Raw genomic sequence first — 23,077 nt, forward strand, 5'->3', positions numbered from 1 at the left:
CTACACCTCCACCCTTCCCCATTGTATTTATTTTGCACATGCATCATCTTTATAGCATAAAATTTGGGAGAAAAAACCTATCCTCCACAAAGCGCTTCATCTTTGATGGCATAGGTGCCTTAATCTCAAGGAGCTCTTCTGTCACTGGATGCTTAAAACAAAGCTGATAGGCATGCAACGCTTGATTGGAAAAGCCCATTCGAGAACCTCGGTACAGGGTATCCCCAACCAATGGATGTCCCATGTATTCAAAATGCACACGGATTTGGTGGGTTCTCCCTGTGTCCAATGTAATATCGACTAAGCTAACCTCGTCATTTGAAGCCAACACCTTGTAATGAGTAACCGCTTCTTCACCCTTTGGATGTACCTGACGCTTTACTTTATGCATAGGATCGCGCTTGATCGGTTCTGCTATTGTTCCCGATTCTGGTTGCATGCGACCAGTTACGAAAGCAACGTAATTCCGCTCTATACTTCCCTCCCTTATCAGCTTATCTGCTAGCTGATGAGCATAGGAACTCTTCGCGATTAAAATAGTGCCTGAAGTCTCGCGATCTAGGCGATGAACGGTATGTGGCATAATCGACTTGCCTTGTTTATGCCAATAAAGTACAAGTTGGTTTAATAAAGTATCATGCTGATCCTCACGAATAGGATGCGTAGTCATACCTGTTGGTTTATTGACAACAATAAAATACTCGTCCTCATACAAAACTTCCAATTGAATTTCAAATGGCGCTGGCGGTAACATGACTAACGCTTCCTGCTCGCGTTTATCATCAACAATGCGTACAGAAATCACATCTCCAGCCTTGACCTGCCTTTTAAGAAAAGGGACCTTGCGATTTACCAGTATTCCTTTACTCCGTGTCAGACGTTGCAGCATACGTCCAGAGACCGACATTTTTTGTCGTACGATCTCCTCCACAGTCATTCCTTTTTCCTGATCGTCTACAGTGTGATCCAACCATCTTTTCATTGTCATAGCTAGTTTTTTCTCCGTTCTACAGTTTCTACGCTTCATTGTAACGAAAAGCGAGATCGGATGCCACTTTAGAGACGAGAAGCTGGTTCTATCAAGGGAATATTGATATAGGTTATCTCCATTCATCTCAAGCAAAAAAGCCTGGCATCACCAGACTTTTTTTCGTGCTCTATCTTGAATATGGGTTTCTTTCGCTCTTTTGATTGGCTTAGGATTTTAAAGCATCTGGATTAAGACCTTGTAATGTATCCAGCACAAATAGTCCATCTTTACGGATTAACACATCATCAAACCAAATTTCACCGCCACCGTATTCCGGACGTTGAATGGTTACCATATCCCAATGCACGATGCTTCGATTGCCATTATCAGCATCTTCATAGGCCTGACCCGGAGTAAAGTGGAAGCTACCTGCGATTTTCTCGTCAAATAAAATATCATTCATCGGATGCAGCACATACGGATTTACACCGATGGCAAATTCTCCAATATAGCGAGCTCCTTCGTCAGTATCAAGAATTTCATTGAGCTTCTTGGTATTATTTGAGGTCGCTTCTACAATCTTTCCATTCTCAAAACGCAAGGTAATATTCTCAAATTTAGTCCCCATATATTGTGTCGTCGCATTGTGAGTAAGTACACCGTTGACCGAATCACGCACAGGAGCAGTGAAAATCTCTCCATCTGGAATATTATTTTCTCCCGCACAAATCACGTTTGGAATTCCTTTGATGGAAAAGGTCAAATCGGTTCCTGGCCCGACTAATCGTACTTTATCCGTCTTATTCATCAGTTGTTGCAGGGGCAGAAATGCATCATGCATCTTTCGGTAATCTGTTATACAGACATCAAAGAAGAAATCTTCAAATGCCTCAGTCGACATATTCGCATTTTGCGCCATAGAGGGTGTAGGATAATTAAGCAGAACCCAACGAGTATTAGCGATCATGTAATCACTAAGTGGCTTTAGCACCCTGTAATGCTCCTGACGCTTATCATTTGGCACATCAGACATTTCGCTGTCATTATCAACCCCGTTAATAATGATGGTTGCATGCTGATCCTTGATGCGTTCTTCAGACCATTTTCTTAGATATTCTGCCCGCTCGGCACTAGCATTCATCATTAACTCCCGTTGAATACGTGTATCCATTATCTCCACATAAGGATAGGCGCCGATAGCATATGCCTCTTTTATCAGCTCCCGAGCTAGATCATGCCCGTTTCCACGGACTTCAATATTTAAAACTTCCTTTTCCTTCAAACCCACAGAATAGTGCAATAAATTATAAGCCAATTTTTTTAATCGTGGATCTTGCACGATGAGACTCCTCCAGTCCGTTCCCATTGGGATTTATTACAAATTGTAGCATAGACACTTCTCTTTGTGTTTTTGATTAAAAATATTTTATCAAAACGCCTTAGTCCATCTATGATGTTCATCTTGCAATCAGAAATAATAAGCATGGACGACAAAATCAATAATAAACTAAGTACTAGCTTATAAGAAAAGGGGGTAGTTTTACATGACGCAGCAAAAGCCAAGTCTATTATCCTCCATCATATTATTCCTCGTCATAATAGCTCTTTTTTCGCTGTCAGGTATTCTTTTTCCAAGTGACCTAATCTGGTATAACACCCTTGCAGAGCCTGATTGGCTTCCCTCAAGCAACTTGATTGCTATCATATGGTTTGTATTATACGCACTGATTGCTCTTGCAGTCGTTGTATTACAAAAAACCATTGGGTTAGATAACCTAAACCACTCTTGGTATCTGTTATTTGTGATTAACTACGTGATCAATCAAGCTTATACCTTTATCCTGTCTATTCAGAAGGATTTGTCGTTAGCCTTTTATGATTGTCTGGCTACCGCAATATCGACCCTACTCTTGCTATTGTACACAGGCAAATACTCTCGCTGGGCAGCACTGTTACTTATTCCGTATCTTGTTTGGTCCTGCCTAACTACGTATATGTCATGGGTTATTTATCAAATCAATCTCTAGAAACCTGTCTTGCACATCCTTATAAAACCTGTTAGAATTTCATTTATCAAAAAATACCGAAAATAAAGGGGCATGTAACCAATGAAATTCATCAGTAAAGAAAATTGTAGCCATCTAATCTAATCCAGCAAAGACAAAAGGTAATCTATTCTTTTTGTCATGCTTGATTGAGGTCGGCTTTCTTCTTTACTGATGGAATTTATGGTTATCGGCCCCGTTTCTTTACGAAAGAAGCGGCATTTATGCGATAAGCTTGTATGTTCGGCAAGCTTTTCAGCATATAGTCGCTTTTTTGATAAACAGTAACATTCTAACAGGACCATAAACCACTTCTTTTTCAGACGGGAAAGAAGGAAGCCAGCATGTATGTAAGTCAGAAAACACGTTGGAGGTGCAGCGCATGAGCTGGCTATCTTGGGATGTAAATTTAAAGGTTCGTCTGATCGGAGAAACCTTATTTTCCATCTTTTTATGGATGTTCTTACCCTTCATGGCTCTGTTTTTCAGTGAAACGTTTGGTAAGAGTACTGCTGGGGTATTATTAATCATTCCCCCGTTACTTAGTGTTGTCATAAGCTTAATTGGTGGTCGTATTTCTGATAAACTGGGGCGTCGTCCCGTTATGCTATTTTCTGTGGCGTTTGAGGTTCTCATGTTCCTGTTATTTTTTCTATCCTCTTCACCTTGGATGATGTACCTTGCTTTTGTCGGACTGAATCTGAGTGCCTCTTTGTATCAACCAGCTAGCGAAGCTATGATCGCAGATTTGACCAACGAGGAAGATCGCAATTTTGTGTTTGCCATGTTTTACACAGCTATGAATTTAGGGGTTGTTATCGGCCCTTTGCTGGGAGCCTTTTTCTTTGTAAATTACCGTAATGAGCTTATGCTAGCCTGTATGATTGTGACTGCTATTCTATTTGTTGTCTACTTTTTCGTCTTAAAAGAGACTAAGCCGTCAGCACCTCAAACTAGCTCAGATGTAGTCGATTCAGCACCCAGTTGGAAAAAAGAATGGCAATCCTTTCAGGTTATTTTTCGTGACAAGGTTTTTTCTCTTTACTTGCTAGCGGGGGTCTTTGTGTTTATCGCTTTTTCCCAGATGGATCTTTACATGGCGATTTATATAAAGGAACATGTGTTACATCAACCGTTGATATGGTGGGGAGATTGGACCTATTCTCTAGGTGGAACATCCTTTTTTGGCTGGATGATGGCCTTGAATGGATTCATGGTAGTGACGCTAACCGCAGCGATGACACGCTGGATTAGTGCGTGGAGCGATCAAAAAGCATTTGTGATTGCATCTTTTCTGGGTGGGATCGGCTTTTTCATGATGGCTTTTAGTAAAAATATCTGGTTCTTGCTCTTCTGTATGGCTGTTCTCACAATTGGAGAGCTGATCCGTACTCCAATCGCTCTAGGCTTCGTTAGTAAACTAGCCCCTGAACACCAACGCGGGCAGTATATGGGTGCCTCCACACTACAATTTACGATTGGGCGCATCCTAGCACCACTGCTCGTTACTTTATCTAATTGGTTTGGTCCGCTAGTCATTTTCGGAATTATTTTTGGTGTAACAATTCTTAGTATCCTTTGCTATCAAAAAATGTTCACCATAATGGGGCGTGCAAAATCGGTCTAGGCCTAAATGCTTTGTTATAAAACCTTGCTCAAAAAATCAGGCCCCTGCTTCTCAACTTACGTGAGCGGCAGGGGCCTGTCAGCGTCTACATTTCAACACATGTCGTTATTCTTTTGTTTCAGCCTTATCATGATTTTCCGTTGTTTTCTCATTGACTGGTTTCTCAGATTCAGCTTTCTGATCCTCAGCCTTTTGATCAGCTTTTTCCCCAGCTTCATCCTTAGCAGCAGGATTTGCATCCCCCGTTGTTTGCTTTTGATCCTCTGGCTTCGTAGTAGGAGTTGGCACTACCTCAGGAACAAGGAATTCTTTCATATCAAACTTGCCCTTCATCCACTTGTACGTATCATCATAAATCTTTCTGGCTTGCTGCTCCTTACTGCGGTAAGCCATCAACAGATTTTTAGAACCGAAATAATACGCATGGATTTTGTCCTTATCAATTCCGATTTTATGACCGGCAATGAGTTGATTGTAGTAGGTACGATAGAGACGCATATCGCGTAAGAATTTCTCGTCTCCCTCGATCTCTACACCCATTCCATATTTATTAGCTACATCTAAGGTAAGCTGAACCCGTTCTATAGGTACTTCATTTGCCTGATAATAGTTCGGCTGAAGGAAAGCATAATCAAACCCAAGATTTTTCCATTCCTCTAAACCTGGAGCGCCATAATACGGAATCCAGTAGAAACGGAATCCATGGTAATGAACCATGTCGGCAACGTTGCGAATCAACTCGCGTTCTTTCGGTGCCGCGTCATCTACAAGCTCTTGGAACCAGTAGATTCCTTCTAGCTTCAAATACTTATATTCTGATTGGTACCAACGATTAATTAGCTTATCCTTGTACCAGGTAATGGCTGCTAAGCGGTTTTTATAGGCTTGCTCTTGCCCTACCTTAGCAGGGTCAAATGATAGAGACGGCCCATTTTCCTCCAGCTTACCCCAATCGCTCACCTTTGGAGAAGGATAAGGCAAGGTTAGTACCACCTTTTCCTTCTTCGTATTTAATACAAGAGAATTACGTCGTTTATTCATTTCAAACATAGCTGAGTTTAAGGCATCCAATTGGCGACCCGGTTCGAATAGATTGTCCATATACTTCTCCCAGTCAGCCTTTGTTTCCGTCATGTTCGGAAACGGAAGGAACAACATGGTATCAAACATTTGATCAGGAATGGAACCATCTGGCTCAATATAGCCCGCCATCGGTAAAAAGTCGTCTTTCGACCAGCTACCACGGTCGTCATATGCCCCATGGTATACCAATAGCATATCTTTTACCCGGTCATCTGCCTTATTATCTTCAATAGGTGTGCTTGTTTTGCTTAAAGGAAAGGAGATGAGCTTAGCCCGTGCAGGCTCTGCTTCATGTCCATATACTTTCAGTTGTTTAGCAAATGTGAACACTTTTACAGGAAAACGTACTCGAACATACTGTGCATCCAATTCCGGTAAGCTAATGCGCAGGGTGCGATCCAGTTTTTGTAATTCCCCAGGGGAAATAGCATGCGTAGCTTTACCCGCATAACCCCAAATTTTACCGTCCCGCGATACTTCCACCTCTAGCTCGGAAGGCAATGTAATCCCGCTTGTTTTCTCTTGTCTAAAGGTAAGCTCTACCATATCCAGCGTCTGTACCTTATGTAGATCAAGCGTTACTTCACGTCCCATTTGACGAAGATAGCCTGTCCAAACATCTGCCGGATCGGTCAATCCGCCAGCTGGACCAGGGTATTTCTTCTCTGACTCATTAAATAAAGGGTCAGCAGGATCGAGTGATTTTACGGTTACCTGACTGTTACGGGCATAATTAATCCAGCCTTCTACTGGCTCTTCCTCTTTTTGTTCCTGTTTCTTTTCCTTAGCTGTATTGCTGTTAACAGTATCTGTCTCAGTTGCTACAGACTGGCTTGGTGTTTTTTGTTCGGAAGAAGCTTGGTCCGTTGATGATTTTTGCTCAACGTTTTGTTTCTTTTCATCTGCTTGCTTCGTATCATCAGCTTTAGATTCAGCAGGATTTGTCTTGGCTTCGTCTGTTTTTGCTTGATTCTCCGCTTTTTTCTCATCCTCAGCTACACCATGAGTTGTTACCTCTACTGGTATTTGGATGCTTTGATAACCAACCGTTACCGTTATTACTCCTTTACCTGCTGCTGTACCCGCTACGAATGTACCGTCCGCAGAAATATGGCCTAGCGCTTTATCGTCAAAAGCAAAAATCGGCGTAAATGGCAGTGGCTGATCTCCCTCAGGCTTGACCTTGATTTGTTCAGTCATTCCAGTCATGATCTTGATCCTAGAGTGATTAACAGTAAAGCCTTTTCCATCAGCTTGTTTTTTTCGAAGCTCTACTAGGCGATCCACTAACACAACCGCATCGCCACGCGTTACCAATTTATCAGGCTGAAATGCTCCTTTATAAGCCGTCAGCCATCCTTGACGAACTGCTGCATAACTTGCCTCTTGTGCAAAGCCAGCTATCTTTTTTTCATCCAAAAAAGTAGCAGGATTCGCTTTTTTCTCGTTTGCTCCAATTGAAAGGTGCTGATTAACTCTCTCTAACAGCACAGCTAGCTCCTGACGGGAAAGCGGTTCTTTGCCTCCCATACTACCGTCAGCTTTGCCTTTCATAATTCCATTATCAGCCAATGTAGAAGCATATGCCTGATACACACTATCTTTTGCAAGATCAGAGAATGTGCTTTCTGCATGCTCGCTTGGCAGCACTCCTAATGAACGGGACAATAGTACAATAAAATCCTGGCGGGATATTTGAGCATTTGGCCGAAATTCGGTAGCCGTCACCCCATTAATAACCTGCATGCTGGCAAGATGCTTAATTGCTTTTTCTGCATAGTGACCTTTCGTATCAAGGAACTCACCATTCCCTAGATAAGCAGAAGAGGATGCCGGAATAGAAGCATTCCCCTCTTTTGCCGCAAAAGCTTGGGGTGTCATGAAGCCTGAGGTCAATAACAAGGCAGTAGCTGTTGCCACACTCATCAGCTTATGAGTAAAACCGTTTTTCCACATAAAAAAACAACCTCTCTCCTTACCTGAATCAATCTTTTCTATCTATTCAACCTTATATATGACGTTTATCTCTCTTGATCTGTTACATCCCCAGAATTAGCCCGTGGACGCGGTGGACGCGGCCCAAAGAATTGATAGTAATCCACACGCATGTTTCCATTAAATAGCTTGCGTTTTTTGCTGGCTTTCTTGCCAAAATATGACTCAAAATTTTCATCAGAGGTAATCACGTAAGAAGACCATGTATCTAACTTACTAAATACCTGCCCCATGTCACGATACAATCTTTCTACCGTGCGATAGTCGCTTAGACGCTCTCCGTATGGCGGATTGCAAATCAGGTAGCCATATTTCTTTTTGGAACGTAAATCTCTCATATCCATGCGTTGAAAGTGGATCGTGTCATCTATTCCAGCTTCCTCTGCATTCCGTCTCGCTATTTTAATAACCTCTTCATCAATATCGGTTCCTATAATTTCTAGTTGCCGATCGTATTGAGCCAAATCATGCGTCTCAGCACGCGCCTGACGCCATGTTGTCCGCGGAATAATCGGCCAGTTCTCCGAAACGAATTCTCTGTTCATACCAGGAGCAATATTTCTGCCAATCATAGCGGCTTCAATCGGAATCGTACCAGACCCACAGAACGGATCAATCAATACACGATCTGGCTTCCAACGCGAAAGCATGATCAACGAAGCTGCCATCGTCTCCTTAATAGGAGCTGCCCCGATCCAATCACGATAGCCACGTTTATGTAAGCCTGCTCCACTGGTATCAATGGTTAGCGTCGCAATATCTTTTAATAACGCCACTTCAATTTTAAAAGTAGGACCATCTTCGTTAAACCAGCTAGTATGGTAGGTTCCCTTTAAGCTTTCTACAACTGCTTTCTTTACGATTGCCTGACAATCAGATACACTAAACAACTCCGACTTTACTGATTTCCCCTCCACAGGAAAGTGTCCATTCTCTGGAATAAAATCAGACCAAGGCAATGCCTTTGTTTTTTCAAATAATTCATCAAAGCTGGTCGCTTTGAATTCACCAATTTTCAATCGGATGCGATCTGCCGTACGCAGCCATAAATTTGTACGCGGAATATCCGAAATATCAGCAGGAAACATAACCTTTCCGTTTTCTACCGTTACATTCTCATACCCCATCCCGCGTACTTCTTCCGCTACTACTGCTTCTAAGCCAAATGCAGCGGTTGCGATCAAATCTACTTGATGTTTCATGTTTAGTCTCCTGTCTTTATGTATCTATTCACGAACTCGATATTTTGAAGTCAACTCGTCTCATTATAGTATATTTTTCCCCGAAAAACGAAAGGTTCTCCCTATCTTCCTCATTTTTCTTATGAAATTGAAACAGACTATTACTGCTGAAGGCTTCACGATATGGAGAAGGTAAACAGAGATTATAGATCTAGTATTGCCACTCTTGTAAAAGGAGGAACTTCTATGCCAGAACTTCCAGAGATGGAGCATTATAGGGGCATGTTAAATCGCTACATCTTAGATAAACCGATTCGACATGTCGAGGTAACACGGGAGAAAACCATCAATTGTCCTGTCACTTACTTCCAGCAGACACTGCTGAATCAAACGATCACAACTGTTCAGCGCCGTGGTAAGTATCTATTATTTCATCTAAGCAACAACCAGGTTCTGTTGCTCCACCTCATGTTATCCGGATTTATGTACTGGGGTAGCGATGCTGATAAATTGGATCGGACGGCCCAGGTTACCCTGAGCTTTGATCAACATAAGCTTTTTTTCCATGGTCTGCGGCTCGGCTACTTACATATATACAAAGACGAAGGCATTTCTCAGCAGCTTGCTACACTTGGACCCGAACCGCTTATGCCGTTATTTACCGCAGCCACTCTGGCCAAACTGTTGAAAAAGAAACGAACCGTGTTAAAAAAAGCCCTTACCGATCAGCATGTTATTGCAGGCATTGGTAATTGTTATTCTGATGAAATTTGCTTTCAAGCAAGGCAGTTGCCTCTTAAAAATTGTCAGGAATTATCGCAAGCAGATATTCAAGCATTATCCCAAGCACTTCATGAGGTATTGACACGCGCCTTACAGCTAGGGGGTTATATGGAGTACCGATTTTATAAGAGTGATCGTCTCACCGGAGGATATAATCATCATTGCTTGGTCTATGACCGCCCTCAAGAGCCATGTTTACGTTGTCAGACACCTATCGTCATGACTCGTTTAGCTTCCCGCAAGGTATTTTACTGCCCAAACTGCCAGCATTAGAAAAGAGGACTGATCATAAGCCTCTCAGGCTACTGGATCAGTCCTCTTTCTTTTACAATATGTTATTGTTTACCTTCTACCAGATACTTATCAAATTCATCTAACAGCAGATTAGCTGCACGTACACCGCCTGCTATATTCCAGATGACATCATCTACTTTAAATACTTTGTTGTTCTTTGATACTTTAAGGTTTTTCCATAACGGATCATTTGTCCATTCTTGTTCTAGCTTGCTACCACTGTCATCTTTTACACCTTTATTGTACGTATAGTAGAACAAGATATCGCCATCTAATTCAGGCATGCGTTCTTTGGTAATTTCGGCTGCAAAATCATCTTTTTGCTGTGCTTTTGGTCGCGCAAAGCCTACTTCATTCAATAGCATTCCTGCAAAGGTTTGACTGTAGTAAATGCGAGTTTTGCCAGGCATAAAACGAACTAGAGATACTTCTGTTTTTAATTTATCCCCAGCTTTTGCACGCAGGTCTGCTACCTTTTTATCAAAATCGGCAATTACCTTATCGCCTTCTGCTTTCTTATGTAACGCTTCCGCATACAATTTAAAGTTGTTTTTCCATTCACCGCGCAATGTTTCTGCTAAAACAGTTGGGGCAACGGCACTTAGTTGATCATAAATCTTTTCATGACGGATTTTTACACCAAGAATGAGATCGGGTTTTAGAGCCGCAATTGCTTCAATATTAGGCTGTAGCTCATCACCGACATCTTTTACACCCTCCATATCTGCTTTGATATGATCATAGAAGGGTTGGTCCTTTTTATCCCAAGATTGTACAGCACCAACTGGCTTAATCCCTAGTTCGAGAACAGCTTCTGTACCTTCACGTGTCAAAACTACCACACGTTGGGGAGTTCCATTTACATTCGTTTCTCCCATTGCATGCTTCACCTTATAAGCTGTACCCTCTTGCTTTGTCTCACTAGGCTTAGCTTCTGTTGTAGCATTCTGCTGTTGACCGCATCCTACAACAAGCATCATAAGTAGCAAAACAGGCGCAGCAATCTTCATGAGACGTGAATGATGCATGATTTGTGAAATTTTCATCTGTTGTTCCCCCTAGAACTCTTGATAACGATTATCAATGTCGGATATAATCGTATATGCCAGAATACAATGTGTCAACAAGGGAAAACATTTCCTTTTACTGTTTTGAACTTTCAAAAAATGATTATGTTGAACAGCTGTCATCTGATGCAAAAAAATAGGAGAACACTGAAATGGGAAAAAGCATCTTAGAACGGCCTTTTGTAAAAGCAATAGGTCTACTACTCGGATTGTTAGTATTGCTAGCTTGTATGCTCGTCAGTGTCGTTTACGGTGTAATTAATACTGATATACACACTCTGATAGAAGCTTATACACATTTTAACGGAAGCAACGAACATATTGTCATTCTTGAAACGAGAGTTCCGCGCAGTATTATTGCAGCAGCCATAGGGATTAATTTAGGTATAGCAGGTTGTATTCTGCAAGCTTTGACACGTAATCCGATTGGGGACGTAGGCATCTTTGGAATAAATGGGGCCGCTTCATTTGCTATTGTTTGTTCTGTTGGTTTCTTAGGAGCAAACTCTATGCAAGCCTTAACCTGGGCTGGTTTCACGGGAGCCCTGCTAGGTGGGATCGCTGTTTATATCTTAGGCTCTATTGGTCGCGATGGGATAACTCCCTTAAAAATGACATTGGCAGGTGCGGCATTAACCGCTCTGTTCTCTTCCTTCACGAATGGAATTTTAGTTACAAATGAACAAGCCTTAGAGGAAGTATTATTTTGGTTAGCTGGCTCTGTAGCTGATCGTAAGCTCTCCTATTTAATGGAAGGGTTACCGTTCATGATCGCAGCATGGATAATAGCACTGCTGTTAGCCCCAGCAATTAATACGTTCATGCTAGGAGAAGACGTAGCAAAAGGCTTAGGACAGCGAACTCTTTTGTTAAAAATCGGAATGGGTGCAGTTGTGATTATTTTATCTGGCTGTTCGGTGGCTGTAGCAGGACCAATAGGCTTTGTAGGTTTGTTCACTCCTCATGTAGCTCGTTACCTTACTGGAAACGATATGAAGTGGACAATATTGTACAGCGGATTATTCGGAGGAATTTTACTGGTTATCTCTGATATCTTAGCTAGAGCGATAGCGATGCCTCAGGAATTACCAATTGGTGTAATGACAGCCTTATTTGGAGCTCCCTTCTTCATTTATGTCATTCGAAAGGGGATGCTTCGTTGATGAAAAAACTCCTTGTTTTTCGACTTAAAAAACCAAACATTTCCTATTTAATGGAAAAACGTGTGCTATGGATCGTGCTTGCTATTCTGTTCCTAACGTTTATGGCAATGGTGTGCAGCCTCGGAGTAGGTGAATATCCAATTTCTCCCTGGAATGTTATGAAAGTGTTTCTTGGATTAGGAAGCGACCAGGAAAATCTGATTGTCATGAAATTTCGCATGCCTCGTCTTTTGACAGGTATGCTCGTTGGAATGGGGCTTGGTGTATCAGGAGCAATCCTTCAAAGCATCATTCGCAATCCACTCGCTTCTCCTGACATTATTGGCATCACCAGTGGAGCTAGTGTTGCAGCAGTCGTCTTCATTGTTTTGTTTGAAACAGCGAGTATTTTCTGGCTTCCGTTGTTTGCTATTGTAGGAGCTGGTATTGCAGGCTTACTCATTTATGTCTTAGCTTGGAAAAAAGGAGTAACTCCTGTACGACTAGTATTGATAGGCGTTGGTGTGAAAGAGATTTTAGCCGCACTTACCACCTTAATCACCGTTGCAAGCCCGCTGTATTTGACGCCTAAAGCTAAAATTTGGCTAACAGGCAGTGTCTATGGAACATCATGGGATACCGTATCTATGTTAGCTCCTTGGATCGCTTGCTTTATGTTACTCGCTTTTATATACGGTCGTAGTGTCAACCTGCTGCAATTAGGAGATGATGTGGCCCAAGGAGCTGGCTCTGCTGTTGAATTGCATCGACTCATCCTATTGTCCTTCTCCGTGGCATTGGCAGGCGCTGCTGTGGCCATCGGTGGGGCAATCAGCTTTGTTGGACTGCTAGCTCCTCATATTGCAAAAAAGGTAGTAGGTCCTGTTTTTGGAGCTTTATTGCCCGCATCTGCACTGCTGGGTGCTCTTATCGTCTTAGTCTCTGATCTCGTAGCTCGCACAGTTTTTGCGCCACTTGATCTGCCTGTAGGAATTTTCACCTCCCTCATCGGAGCGCCATTCTTTATATTTCTATTGGTTAAAAATCGTAATAAGTAAGGAGATGAGATGCAATGTCTGCTCTAGAAACCAAAGGACTAACCCTGCAATACGGGGATTCCATTATAATTGAAAATCTTGGTCTGCAAATTCCTAAGGGTGAAATTACCGTTTTAATTGGAAGCAATGGTTGTGGGAAATCCACCCTTCTTCGCTCCTTGGCTCGATTATTAAAACCGGCATCAGGACATATATTATTAAATGGGAAAGGTATTGCAGAACAAACAACAAAAGAGATCGCCAAACAAATGGCTATTCTGCCACAGGGCCCGATTGCACCAGAAGGATTAACTGTCTTGCAGCTAGTGAAACAAGGGCGTTATCCACACCAAAACTGGCTCAAGCAATGGACTGATGAAGATGAGGAAAAGGTCGCCTTTGCTCTGGAAGTGACGCAATTAACAGAGCTTGCTCACCGTCCCATTGATTCGCTTTCCGGTGGTCAGCGCCAGCGTGCTTGGATTGCTCTTACACTGGCTCAAGATACGGATATTATTTTGCTGGATGAGCCTACTACCTATTTAGATATGACTCATCAAATTGAAGTGCTTGATATTTTATTTGAATTAAACCAGACACGTGCATCTACAATTGTCATGGTGCTGCATGATCTTAATTTAGCATGTCGATATGCACATCATTTAGTCGCTGTTCAAGATAAACAAATTTATGCTCAAGGTAGTCCAGAAACCGTACTGACCGAAAAAATGGTCGAACATGTTTTCCGTATGCAATCGAAAATTATTGCCGATCCTCTGTATGGAACACCAATGTGTATCCCTGTAGGAAACAGTCGCCGGATACTATCATCTGCAAAAGATGAGATTTTGCCAGCACAACGACTTGCTACGTAAAACGATAACGGGATGTATTTGAAGCATAAATGATCTCCATAAAAGTCATCATGCAAATGTAGATTATTTTGTGGATATTTGGCTCTAGAACTCGACAAACGATCGTCTTTCACGTTACAATCCTCGTGTGATAGTTTTTGCCATTCATAATTACTTTGTGTCTGACAGACAATCTATCTAGAATACATATTGCTCTTATAACTGTTACGAGGCTACTTGCACGCTACTATGAACATGTCTCCGTCGCTAGTTGATGGAGATTTTTTCTTGCTTTTTTATTTGTGATTTCATTGAATTTATTGCCCCAATGATATATCTTAATATTTAGCGTTTTTTTAGAGTAAATTGGGTGAGAACTACTAAATTTATATAGAGATGGGAAATGATAAATGAAAACGATCATACACTTGGATTCAGTGGAAAAAAGCTTTAATGATCACGTGGTCATTCCCGCATTTTCACTGTCAATCCAGGAAGGTGAATTCATCACTTTGCTCGGTCCCAGCGGATGCGGAAAAACGACGCTGATGCGCATGATTTCTGGGTTTGAAGAGCCTACTTCTGGACATATCTACCTGGATGGAAAGGATGTAACCAAAATCCCTCCTTACCAACGAGATATGAACATGGTATTTCAACATTATGCTCTGTTCCCACACATGACCGTTGCTGAAAACATTCTTTTTGGTTTAAAAATGAAAAATGTGCCTCAGGCCGAACAAAAGACTCGTTTGGAAGAAGTGCTGCATTTTACACAACTGACCGAATATCAGAAACGTAAACCAAAACAGCTATCTGGTGGACAGCAGCAACGTGTTGCAATTGCCCGTGCGATCATTAACAATCCAAGGGTATTATTATTGGACGAGCCGCTTGGTGCGCTCGACTACCAACTGCGCAAAAACCTTCAGGTTGAACTAAAAAATATTCAGCGGAATTTGGGCATTACCTTTATCTATGTGACGCATGATCAGGATGAAGCTATGTCGATGTCAGACCGCATCGCGGTTGTAAACCAAGGTCGAATTGAGCAATTGGGCACACCAGAAGAAATTTATTACAAGCCAAACAGTCTGTTTGTTGCAACCTTTATTGGTGAAAACAATATCTTAAATACAAAAGCAGGTCTTTTAGGAGTACGTCCTGAAAAGATTCGTTTATATAAAGAAAATGAGGAAGTAGCTCGACACAAGAGCAAGGGAATCATTGAAGATATTATTTTCTTAGGTAATATCTTTAAGGTGTTTGTCCGCGCCGAGGACGACATTGTTATTACTGCACATCTTTACGAAAAAGGCTCTTGGCACAAAGGCGAGAGAGTTGGTGTATTCTGGGCAGAAGAAGATGAGGTGATTCTGCGTTGAAAAATAAAGGAAAGCTACTTGCTCTCCCAGGATTCCTCTGGTTAACGATCTTTTTCTTAGTGCCCATGCTTTTTGTGGTTATGCTTTCTTTTCTGAAGAGGGGAATATACGGGCAAATCGTCTATGAATTTACACTAGCTAACTATGCTAGATTCTTTGAATCGCTATATGTACAAATCTTTATCGAAACCTTGCTTGTATCCGTGGGAACGACCATCATTTGTCTGTTGTTGGGTTATCCTTTAGCTTATATGATTACCCGACTAGATCGTAAGTGGCAAAACTTATGGCTCTTATTAGTGATGATTCCATTTTGGATTAATTTTCTGGTTCGCTCTTATGCTTGGGTCATCATTTTACGTACACAAGGTCTTGTAAATACTGTTTTGCAATCGCTTGGCCTTATCGACCAACCGCTCACGCTCTTGTATACACCAGGAGCTGTTTTGCTCGGGATGGTCTATGCGTTGTTGCCGTTTATTATCTTGCCGATCTATGTCTCCTTAGAACAATTAGATCGTAAAAAGCTGGAGGCTGCCTATGATTTAGGAGCTACACCAGCCAAAACATTTTGGCACATTACCCTGCCTCTAACTATGCCGGGAGTTGTAAGCGGCTGTATTTTAGTTTTCGTTTCTTCACTGGGTATGTTCGTTGTTCCAGATGTAATGGGTGGAGCTAAATCTTCACTATTTGGTAATGTCATTCAAAACCAATTCCTGTCTGCACGTGATTGGCCATTTGGTTCAGCATTATCCATGGTGATTGTACTCTTCTCGATCATCATGATTTATTTATACTATCGCGCAACAAAAATGCAAGAGAAACAAGAAGGGAGAGGATGAGGCGATGAAAATGCGTAAAAATCTCCTGTTTGCATACTCCTTGGCGATTATCGGGTTTTTATATTTACCGATCGCCGTACTCATCCTCTATTCTTTTAATGATTCGAGGATCAATGCCACTTGGTCAGGCTTCACCTTAAAGTGGTACACTTCTCTGTTTGAAAATGATCGTGTGCTAGATGCATTGACGAATAGCTTGATTATCGCTGTAGTTACAACGGTGGTCACTACCATTCTGGCAGCCTTTCTGTCACTGGCCCTCCATCGTTACAAATTTCGCTTTAAGCAAGCATTCAATGGATTAATTTATTTACCAATCCTAATTCCCGATATTCTGATGGGATTATCCTTGCTGGTCATGTTTAGCCAATTGTATATGCCGCTGGGTAAACTAACGATCATTATCGCTCATATCACCTTTAGCTTGTCTTTTGCGGTGGTCATCATTACCGCTCGTCTAGCTGGTATGGGGCAGGAATTGGAGGAAGCAGCCCAAGATTTAGGCGCCTCCTCGTTTAATACGTTCCGTTATATTACGTTGCCCATTATTTCTCCAGGACTGATCGCGGCTGCTTTAATGACGTTCACGATGTCTCTGGATGATTTCGTCATCAGCTTCTTTGTAGCAGGACCAGATTCTACTACGTTGCCACTATATATTTATGGTATGGTCAAACGTGGTGTCTCTCCTGAACTAAATGCCCTATCGACAATAATGATTCTCGTGATTGTGGTATTAATTGTCCTTGCAGAATCACTTGCTTTTAAAGGTACCGGAAATAAAACCACTCAAGACTAAACTTTTTTCTCACAGGAGGAGGATATGCTATGCGTTTACTTAAGGCCATTGTGCCAATCGTTATGACTACTGTACTTGCCCTGACTGGATGCTCATCTAATAGCGGAAAAGAAGAAAGAGTATTAAACATCTATAGCTGGGCAGATAACTTTAATATGGATGTTATTAAGGATTTCGAGCAAAAATTCGATGCTAAGGTCAATTATGCGATTTTCTCCAGCAATGAAGATATGCTAGCAAAGGTTCAGGCTGGCGGTGCCCAATTTGACCTTATTCAGCCTTCCGACTACATGGTTGATACGATGATCAAATTAAACCTACTAGAGGAACTGGATAAATCAGCGATCCCTAATCTGCAAAATCTGGTGTCTACCTTTAAAACACCTCCGTATGATCCAGACAACAAATACTCTGTCGTATACACATGGGGTGTAACTGGGATTGCCTATAATAAAAAATATGTAACAGAGCCACCAACAAGCTGGAGCGATCTATGGAATCCGAAATATAAAGGTCGTGTTGTAGTATTAAATGATTCTCGTGAAGCTTTGGGCATGTCCTTGAAAAAAAATGGCTTCTCCAACAGTACAATCAGTGAAAAAGAATTGGATATTGCCAATGCTGACTTGAAGAAACTGTTACCGAACCTATTAGCATTTGATACGGACACTATCAAGCAAAAATTCATTGCGGAAGAGGCTTGGATTGGTACTGTTTGGTCTGGTGATGCAGCCTTTATTTATCCCGAAAATAACGACATTGGCTACGTTGTTCCAAAAGAAGGCGGAACCATTTTTGCTGATACCTTTGCCATTCCAAAGGGTGCCAAGCACAAAAAACTAGCCGAAGAATTCATCAATTACATGATGGACCCAGCAGTATCTGTGAAAAACTATGAAACAATCGGCTATAGCAATCCAAATGAAAAAGCGCATCCGCTGCATAGCGAAAAGTATCGCAACAATAAGATGATTTTCCTGTCTCCTGAAGAGATGAGCCGTACAGAGTGGTTAAAAGATGTCGGCGAAACCTTGCAAGTATACGATCGTCTATGGACGGAGCTAAAAAGCGGTCGTTAAGATATTGAAACGAAAAAACCTGTTGTCAACATTTTTTGTAGACAACAGGTTTTTATTTTGCCTATGTACCATGCTAATCTAGGCTATATTTGTTCTGATTCATTACGTAATGCTATTTTAATCGGATTGAACCTCTAGCCAACAAGAGCATCCCTCACAAACCGGATTCGTACTAAGAACACCCAGCCTAGTATACAGTGGCTCTAGCATACTAAATAATTCGCAATCCTCCGCTACATAAAAATTAGGCAATAACAGCTTCAATTTGGAACCGCCTAATAGATAAGACGCTAATAAATATTGCTCCGAATAGAAGAGGTTCATATATTCATGCGGATAATCATATGGTAAGAAAATGTCGTGAACTTGAACAATTACCCCTGGCTTTAAGATTGGTAGAATCTCTACAAAGGCAACTGTTACGTCAGAATTAGTAAATGAACGATGTGAGCTATCGATAAACAGGATATCTCCCGGTTCTAGCTGTTGGAAGAATTGCATCGGGATCGTTTCCAGCGTTTGTCGAATGACCTCATCACATAAAGAATCAATCTCTGCTCTCGGTTGTGGATCAATCGAAATGATCTTAGTTGGTAAATGAAGATCCCGAATAGCCCTACGTGCAAACTTCGTGGAATTACCTGACCCTACTTCTACATATCGAGCCGGCTTATGTTTTGCTAAGAAAGTGTATATGGCTGCACCATCTATTAAAGGAAGCCAATTATTGCGATAAAACGGCTCTTGATCATTCTGTGGATAATCTAACGATATCGCAGCTAACGCATCAACATGCTTCATGGTCTCCTCAAGATATTCCCTATACGTACTACGTTGCAGATCCATTTTTTGTTGGAGTTTTTCATGCGGGGGTTTTCCATAACCATGCCGTGGCAGAGGACATACAGGATATTCAAGAAAAATATTCAAAACAAAGCCACCTCATTTCATACTGGATAGAAGTTCTTCTTCTTTTCCTAATGTATGAATGGGTGGCTCTTCTGTTGCTTATATTCGGCTTAATCCAATGTAAATAGATTAAGCAGTAATTGCTTCATTCGACGGCATCAGAATTTCAAAAACTTCTCCATGCTGTAGAATTGTGATATTCTGTTTTTTAATTCTCATAACAGCAACTTCTGGCTTTTGCTTCATCATTTCGATATATTCATCAGGTACTTCTCCTGCGTCACTGATGGTAACGCCTTCTACTTCTTTTTCCTCATCCTCAGCCAAAGGTGTGTTAAGCACAACCTGATAAATTTCAGAAAACACGCTGTAATTGTTTGTAAATACAGTGATACATCTCATTGTCGACATGTTTCCTCACCCTTTCTTTTACATGTTGAATATCCGTGCCTGTTTTGTTGTCTGTTCTACCTTTATAAGATATCCAAATCATGTACGATCTATCAACCTTGAAATAGGGGTATCTCTGTTACACGTAGGAAATCATGTCCAGACAACGGACAACCTTGCACTTATCTATTTTAGCATATTCCAAGAGAAAGCTCTTCTTCTTTGTAAAACTCCTGGTACAAAGCTATGACAGCATTATCTGCATCCCCTGCTCTTACACCAAACATTAAATTAACTTCTGATGAACCTTGGTTAATCATTTCGATATTAATATCGGCGATAGCTAGCGCTGTGGCTGCCCGAGCAGAAATACCTACAGAAGACCTCATTCCCTCTCCTACCAGCATAACAAGAGCCATATTATATTGTACATGTACATCGTCTACATGCAACTCATTTTTTATGCGAGATACAATTCGAGCCTCTTTTTCCTTTGTGAGCTGATGTTGCCGAAGAATGACTGTAATATCGTCAATTCCAGAGGGACTATGCTCGTAGGACAGGTGCTCCTCTTCAAGAATTTGCAAAAGCCTTCTGCCAAAGCCGATCTCTTTATTCATCAAGTATTTACTTACATATATGCGACAAAACCCTACATCACTGGCAATACCAGCTACAATGCGAGAAGAATTATCTCGTCTGGTCACAATTTTTGTCCCTGGTGCTGATGGATTATTCGTATTTTTTATGCAAACAGGAATTTCAGCACGAAAGGCGGGTATTAACGCTTCCTCATGAAAAACAGAAAAACCTGCGTATGATAATTCCCGCATTTCTCGATATGTTATTTCTTTTATCTTACAAGGATTAGGAACTAACTGTGGATTTACTGCGTACACCGAATCAACATCAGTAAAATTTTCATATAGCTCTGCTCTAACAGCAGCAGCCAAAATGGAGCCAGTCACATCAGAGCCCCCACGTGAAAAGGTTGTTAGCTTACCCTCCTGTGTATAACCAAAAAAGCCCGGAAAGATAAGCAACCCTTCTTTCTCTTTTAATAGAGCTAATTTTTCATAAGCCTCTGGAAGTACCTGAGCATTGCCATATTCACCACTGACTAGAAGACCTGCATCTCTTGGATTAATGTACGTCGCTGGGGCTCCTAGTGTTCTTAGATATTCTGCAACCACTCTGGCACAATTATCTTCTCCTGAGGCCTTTACTACATCCATAAAACCTTCTGAGTCTTCTTTATTCCATTGCAACAATTTTTGAAGATTAGCTATGATTTCCCCTATGCATGTTGGTGGTAATTGTAACTCTGAACAAATTTCCTGATAACGATCGACAACCGCCTGCCATTCCGCTTGAGCTTGCCCTGATTCAATTAATTTCTCCCCAAATGTAATCAGTAAATCAGTGACCTTGATATCTTCCTTATAACGCTTTCCAGGAGCTGAGACCACAATAAGCCTACGAGTCCCATCATTCAGAATGATCTGACATACCTTGCGAATCTGTTCGGCGTTAGCCAAGGAAGTACCACCAAATTTACATACTTTCATGTCGTTCCCTCCACCATTCCGTATTGCTTCTCTTTAGGTTGTACACTATCCTACCTCTTGCTTTTTCATATGTCTATCACACAAACTCAAATTTCCTCATTTTTTACAGTTTTAACCTAAAATAAGGAGGAATGGTGATACTACCAATCTGCAAAAACAGATAGTATCACCTTATCCGACCTTCTACTGTTTACACTCTACCACATAATCCATTCCATGAAAACTATTGTCCTCTCCACATGTACATTTCATCCAAAAAATTTTTATTTAGCTATCATTTAGAGAAGAGGCGAGAATAGCCGCGCTACAGATTCTATATATTTACGGCTAATGGTTTTAGGCTCTTCGTTGCTTACTTTACTATTGCTAATATCCTGTTCAAATTGCGCTGTTAGCTCCTGAATGAAACGTGACCTTCCATAAAAAAGGGCGTTAACTTCAAAATTGAGATAAAAGCTCCGGAAATCCCAATTGCTCGTTCCCACTAGTGCTTGATTATCATCAACTAGTAACACCTTGGCATGTAGGAAGCCTTTGTCGTACAAATAAATGCTAACCCCCGCTTTTCTTAACTCGTCGAGGAAGCTTTGAGAAGCATAGTAGACCAGCTTGCTGTCAGGAATGCCTGGCAGGATAAGCGTTACCTCTACTCCTGCCTGTGCAATGGTGCACAAGGCTACCAGCAGCACCTCATCAGGGATAAAATAAGGGGAGGTAATTTTCACCGATTTTTCTGCCCGCATGATCATTTGCAGGAAGGTTTGGCGAATGGGCTCCCAGCGTTCTCGTGGGTCAGTCTCAATCACCTGAATCAGATGCTTATTCTCATGCTCATCAGTCGGTTCAACAGTTGATTTGCCCATCTGTTCGTCATGCTGCTTCGTCTGGGCAGAACTAGTTGCTACCTCAGAATTCGACATATTTATGGTAAGACCAGACACCATCTTCCAGTCTTTTATAAAGATTTTTTGAAGCTCGCAGGCAGCTTCTCCAGTAACCTGTATATGAGTATCTCGCCAAAATCCCAGCTTAGGATCTTCCCCTACATATTCTTTTCCAATATTGCAGCCTCCAAAGAATCCAATAGCATGATCAATCACAACGATCTTGCGGTGATTGCGATAATTAAGTCGTATAAAAGTTCGTAAATGCTTACGCGGACTGAATCTGTAGAACTGCCCGCCAGCTTGGCGTAGTTCATCAGCCCAAGCATCAGGAAAGGTTTTGCTTCCTATGTCGTCCACAATAACGCGTACCTCACAGCCTTGCTCAGCCTTTTTCTTCAATAAATCAAGCAGAGATCGTCCCACATAATCTCCTTCAATTGTATAAAACAATACATGAATCTGATACATAGCTTTGTCTATTTTTTCCCATAAAGCAGTGAAAAAAGGAGCCGCTTTATGAAATAATTCCACTTGATTTTCCTGTGTTAGTTGCGCACCCGCATTAGATTGATTGAATCTGATCAGCTTTCTAATAGACGACCCTAAACAACTCGCCTCTAATTGAGAGTCTTCATCTGTACATCGCAAGGCTAATCCTTGTGGAGTGTCGGTGATTTGATTTACCTTCTTCTGATACTTGTTATCCTGTCTATCCTTCTCCTCGTAACTCCAAAATCTCCCTATAAGAAAATAACAACAAATTCCAATCACTGGAAAACTATATACTGCAAAAATCCATGCTAATGTACGCTCTGGCATACGTTTTTCCTTAATAATAAAAATTGTAAAAAGGAGCGCAATGATAAGATGGATGATTGTTGAAACAAAAAAGTAATACAGCATAAAATCACCCTCGCTTTTCAACCGGTCATGTAGGGAAAATAATTCATTGGTATGTAGGTTTCCTACTTTCCTGCCAAATCATGATTAGTAATCACAGGGAATTAAAAAACCAGCAGGATCATTGCCTGCTGGCTTTATTAGAACTTCTATATTCATAATGTAAAACGTTGCAAACGTCCCTGCATTTCATCGGCTAGATTAGATAGTACCTGCGAGGATGTTGCAGAACAATCT

Annotated in this window: 19 protein-coding genes; 10 read left to right on the forward strand and 9 right to left on the reverse strand. The window is 41.4% G+C overall.

Features of this window, described 5'->3' with window-relative positions; all coding sequences use genetic code 11:
* Positions 1 to 49: 49 nt before the first annotated feature.
* Both BRLA_RS21680 and BRLA_RS21685 read right to left on the reverse strand, forming a co-directional pair.
* The gene (locus BRLA_RS21680) at positions 50 to 988 is read right to left on the reverse strand and encodes an RluA family pseudouridine synthase (protein ID WP_003334189.1); all 939 of its coding nucleotides are present in this window, start codon (positions 986 to 988) and stop codon (positions 50 to 52) included.
* A 208-nt stretch (positions 989 to 1,196) separates the two neighbouring features.
* The gene (locus BRLA_RS21685; protein ID WP_003334188.1) at positions 1,197 to 2,309 is read right to left on the reverse strand and encodes an aminopeptidase; all 1,113 of its coding nucleotides are present in this window, start codon (positions 2,307 to 2,309) and stop codon (positions 1,197 to 1,199) included.
* Positions 2,310 to 2,514: 205 nt separating this feature from the next.
* On the opposite strand from BRLA_RS21685, the gene BRLA_RS21690 reads away from it, so the two are divergent.
* Positions 2,515 to 2,997 carry a TspO/MBR family protein gene (locus BRLA_RS21690; RefSeq protein WP_003334187.1) on the forward strand — a complete coding sequence of 161 codons (483 nt, stop codon included), beginning with the start codon at positions 2,515 to 2,517 and terminating at the stop codon, positions 2,995 to 2,997.
* A 400-nt stretch (positions 2,998 to 3,397) separates the two neighbouring features.
* Positions 3,398 to 4,642 carry an MDR family MFS transporter gene (locus BRLA_RS21695; protein WP_003334185.1) on the forward strand — a complete coding sequence of 415 codons (1,245 nt, stop codon included), beginning with the start codon at positions 3,398 to 3,400 and terminating at the stop codon, positions 4,640 to 4,642.
* A 105-nt stretch (positions 4,643 to 4,747) separates the two neighbouring features.
* Here the strand turns inward: BRLA_RS21695 and BRLA_RS21700 are convergent, their stop codons facing one another.
* Entirely contained in the window at positions 4,748 to 7,681 is a 2,934-nt protein-coding gene (locus BRLA_RS21700) for a DUF4855 domain-containing protein (protein ID WP_003334184.1), read from the reverse strand.
* Between the two features lie 65 nt (positions 7,682 to 7,746).
* Positions 7,747 to 8,922, reverse strand: a complete 1,176-nt coding sequence (locus BRLA_RS21705; RefSeq protein WP_003334183.1) for a THUMP domain-containing class I SAM-dependent RNA methyltransferase — start codon at positions 8,920 to 8,922, stop codon at positions 7,747 to 7,749.
* A gap of 225 nt (positions 8,923 to 9,147) precedes the next feature.
* Between BRLA_RS21705 and mutM the strand changes: the two genes are divergently transcribed.
* Positions 9,148 to 9,957: a bifunctional DNA-formamidopyrimidine glycosylase/DNA-(apurinic or apyrimidinic site) lyase gene (mutM, locus tag BRLA_RS21710; protein ID WP_003334182.1), complete on the forward strand. Its 810-nt coding sequence runs from the start codon at positions 9,148 to 9,150 to the stop codon at positions 9,955 to 9,957.
* A 62-nt stretch (positions 9,958 to 10,019) separates the two neighbouring features.
* Here the strand turns inward: mutM and BRLA_RS21715 are convergent, their stop codons facing one another.
* A complete protein-coding gene (locus BRLA_RS21715) occupies positions 10,020 to 11,024 on the reverse strand; it encodes an ABC transporter substrate-binding protein (RefSeq protein ID WP_003334181.1) in 1,005 nt (334 codons plus the stop codon).
* Positions 11,025 to 11,197: 173 nt separating this feature from the next.
* On the opposite strand from BRLA_RS21715, the gene BRLA_RS21720 reads away from it, so the two are divergent.
* The 7 genes from BRLA_RS21720 (at position 11,198) to BRLA_RS21750 (ending at position 18,186) form a co-directional block, all read left to right on the forward strand.
* Positions 11,198 to 12,208 (forward strand): FecCD family ABC transporter permease, encoded by a 1,011-nt coding sequence (locus BRLA_RS21720; protein ID WP_003334180.1) that lies wholly within the window; start codon positions 11,198 to 11,200, stop codon positions 12,206 to 12,208.
* Positions 12,208 to 13,245, forward strand: coding sequence for a FecCD family ABC transporter permease (locus tag BRLA_RS21725; protein WP_003334179.1), 1,038 nt, complete (start codon positions 12,208 to 12,210; stop codon positions 13,243 to 13,245). Before BRLA_RS21720 ends, BRLA_RS21725 begins: the two co-directional genes overlap by 1 nt.
* A 14-nt stretch (positions 13,246 to 13,259) precedes the next feature.
* Positions 13,260 to 14,099 (forward strand): ABC transporter ATP-binding protein, encoded by an 840-nt coding sequence (locus BRLA_RS21730; protein WP_003334178.1) that lies wholly within the window; start codon positions 13,260 to 13,262, stop codon positions 14,097 to 14,099.
* A 389-nt stretch (positions 14,100 to 14,488) separates the two neighbouring features.
* The gene (locus BRLA_RS21735) at positions 14,489 to 15,463 is read left to right on the forward strand and encodes an ABC transporter ATP-binding protein (protein ID WP_003334177.1); all 975 of its coding nucleotides are present in this window, start codon (positions 14,489 to 14,491) and stop codon (positions 15,461 to 15,463) included.
* The gene (locus BRLA_RS21740; protein WP_003334176.1) at positions 15,460 to 16,308 is read left to right on the forward strand and encodes an ABC transporter permease; all 849 of its coding nucleotides are present in this window, start codon (positions 15,460 to 15,462) and stop codon (positions 16,306 to 16,308) included. The genes BRLA_RS21735 and BRLA_RS21740 overlap by 4 nt, the downstream gene beginning before the upstream one ends.
* 10 nt (positions 16,309 to 16,318) lie before the next feature.
* The gene (locus BRLA_RS21745; RefSeq protein WP_371807996.1) at positions 16,319 to 17,107 is read left to right on the forward strand and encodes an ABC transporter permease; all 789 of its coding nucleotides are present in this window, start codon (positions 16,319 to 16,321) and stop codon (positions 17,105 to 17,107) included.
* A 29-nt stretch (positions 17,108 to 17,136) separates the two neighbouring features.
* Positions 17,137 to 18,186 (forward strand): ABC transporter substrate-binding protein, encoded by a 1,050-nt coding sequence (locus tag BRLA_RS21750; protein ID WP_003334173.1) that lies wholly within the window; start codon positions 17,137 to 17,139, stop codon positions 18,184 to 18,186.
* 117 nt (positions 18,187 to 18,303) lie between these two features.
* Here the strand turns inward: BRLA_RS21750 and BRLA_RS21755 are convergent, their stop codons facing one another.
* From BRLA_RS21755 to cls, 4 genes are all read right to left on the reverse strand, one after another.
* Complete coding sequence (locus tag BRLA_RS21755) at positions 18,304 to 19,116, reverse strand: class I SAM-dependent methyltransferase (protein WP_003334172.1); 813 nt, start codon at positions 19,114 to 19,116, stop codon at positions 18,304 to 18,306.
* Positions 19,117 to 19,224: 108 nt separating this feature from the next.
* A complete protein-coding gene (locus BRLA_RS21760; protein ID WP_022586118.1) occupies positions 19,225 to 19,497 on the reverse strand; it encodes a hypothetical protein in 273 nt (90 codons plus the stop codon).
* A gap of 179 nt (positions 19,498 to 19,676) precedes the next feature.
* A complete protein-coding gene (locus tag BRLA_RS21765) occupies positions 19,677 to 21,053 on the reverse strand; it encodes an aspartate kinase (RefSeq protein ID WP_003334170.1) in 1,377 nt (458 codons plus the stop codon).
* Between the two features lie 278 nt (positions 21,054 to 21,331).
* Positions 21,332 to 22,843 carry a cardiolipin synthase gene (cls, locus tag BRLA_RS21770; RefSeq protein WP_003334169.1) on the reverse strand — a complete coding sequence of 504 codons (1,512 nt, stop codon included), beginning with the start codon at positions 22,841 to 22,843 and terminating at the stop codon, positions 21,332 to 21,334.
* Between the last annotated feature and the right edge of the window lie 234 nt (positions 22,844 to 23,077).

The sequence above is a fragment of the Brevibacillus laterosporus LMG 15441 genome (assembly GCF_000219535.2).
In the GTDB taxonomy this organism is placed as follows: domain Bacteria; phylum Bacillota; class Bacilli; order Brevibacillales; family Brevibacillaceae; genus Brevibacillus_B; species Brevibacillus_B halotolerans.

Coding starts and splice junctions, on each gene's coding strand:
- BRLA_RS21720 (WP_003334180.1), top strand. CDS start 11,198: ATGGGAAAAAGCATCTTAGAACGGCCTTTTGTAAAAGCAATAGGTCTA.
- BRLA_RS21715 (WP_003334181.1), bottom strand. CDS start 11,024: ATGAAAATTTCACAAATCATGCATCATTCACGTCTCATGAAGATTGCT.
- BRLA_RS21705 (WP_003334183.1), bottom strand. CDS start 8,922: ATGAAACATCAAGTAGATTTGATCGCAACCGCTGCATTTGGCTTAGAA.
- BRLA_RS21730 (WP_003334178.1), top strand. CDS start 13,260: ATGTCTGCTCTAGAAACCAAAGGACTAACCCTGCAATACGGGGATTCC.
- BRLA_RS21765 (WP_003334170.1), bottom strand. CDS start 21,053: ATGAAAGTATGTAAATTTGGTGGTACTTCCTTGGCTAACGCCGAACAG.
- BRLA_RS21725 (WP_003334179.1), top strand. CDS start 12,208: ATGAAAAAACTCCTTGTTTTTCGACTTAAAAAACCAAACATTTCCTAT.
- BRLA_RS21735 (WP_003334177.1), top strand. CDS start 14,489: ATGAAAACGATCATACACTTGGATTCAGTGGAAAAAAGCTTTAATGAT.
- BRLA_RS21760 (WP_022586118.1), bottom strand. CDS start 19,497: ATGAGATGTATCACTGTATTTACAAACAATTACAGCGTGTTTTCTGAA.
- mutM (WP_003334182.1), top strand. CDS start 9,148: ATGCCAGAACTTCCAGAGATGGAGCATTATAGGGGCATGTTAAATCGC.
- cls (WP_003334169.1), bottom strand. CDS start 22,843: ATGCTGTATTACTTTTTTGTTTCAACAATCATCCATCTTATCATTGCG.
- BRLA_RS21695 (WP_003334185.1), top strand. CDS start 3,398: ATGAGCTGGCTATCTTGGGATGTAAATTTAAAGGTTCGTCTGATCGGA.
- BRLA_RS21745 (WP_371807996.1), top strand. CDS start 16,319: ATGCGTAAAAATCTCCTGTTTGCATACTCCTTGGCGATTATCGGGTTT.
- BRLA_RS21700 (WP_003334184.1), bottom strand. CDS start 7,681: ATGTGGAAAAACGGTTTTACTCATAAGCTGATGAGTGTGGCAACAGCT.
- BRLA_RS21680 (WP_003334189.1), bottom strand. CDS start 988: ATGACAATGAAAAGATGGTTGGATCACACTGTAGACGATCAGGAAAAA.
- BRLA_RS21750 (WP_003334173.1), top strand. CDS start 17,137: ATGCGTTTACTTAAGGCCATTGTGCCAATCGTTATGACTACTGTACTT.
- BRLA_RS21690 (WP_003334187.1), top strand. CDS start 2,515: ATGACGCAGCAAAAGCCAAGTCTATTATCCTCCATCATATTATTCCTC.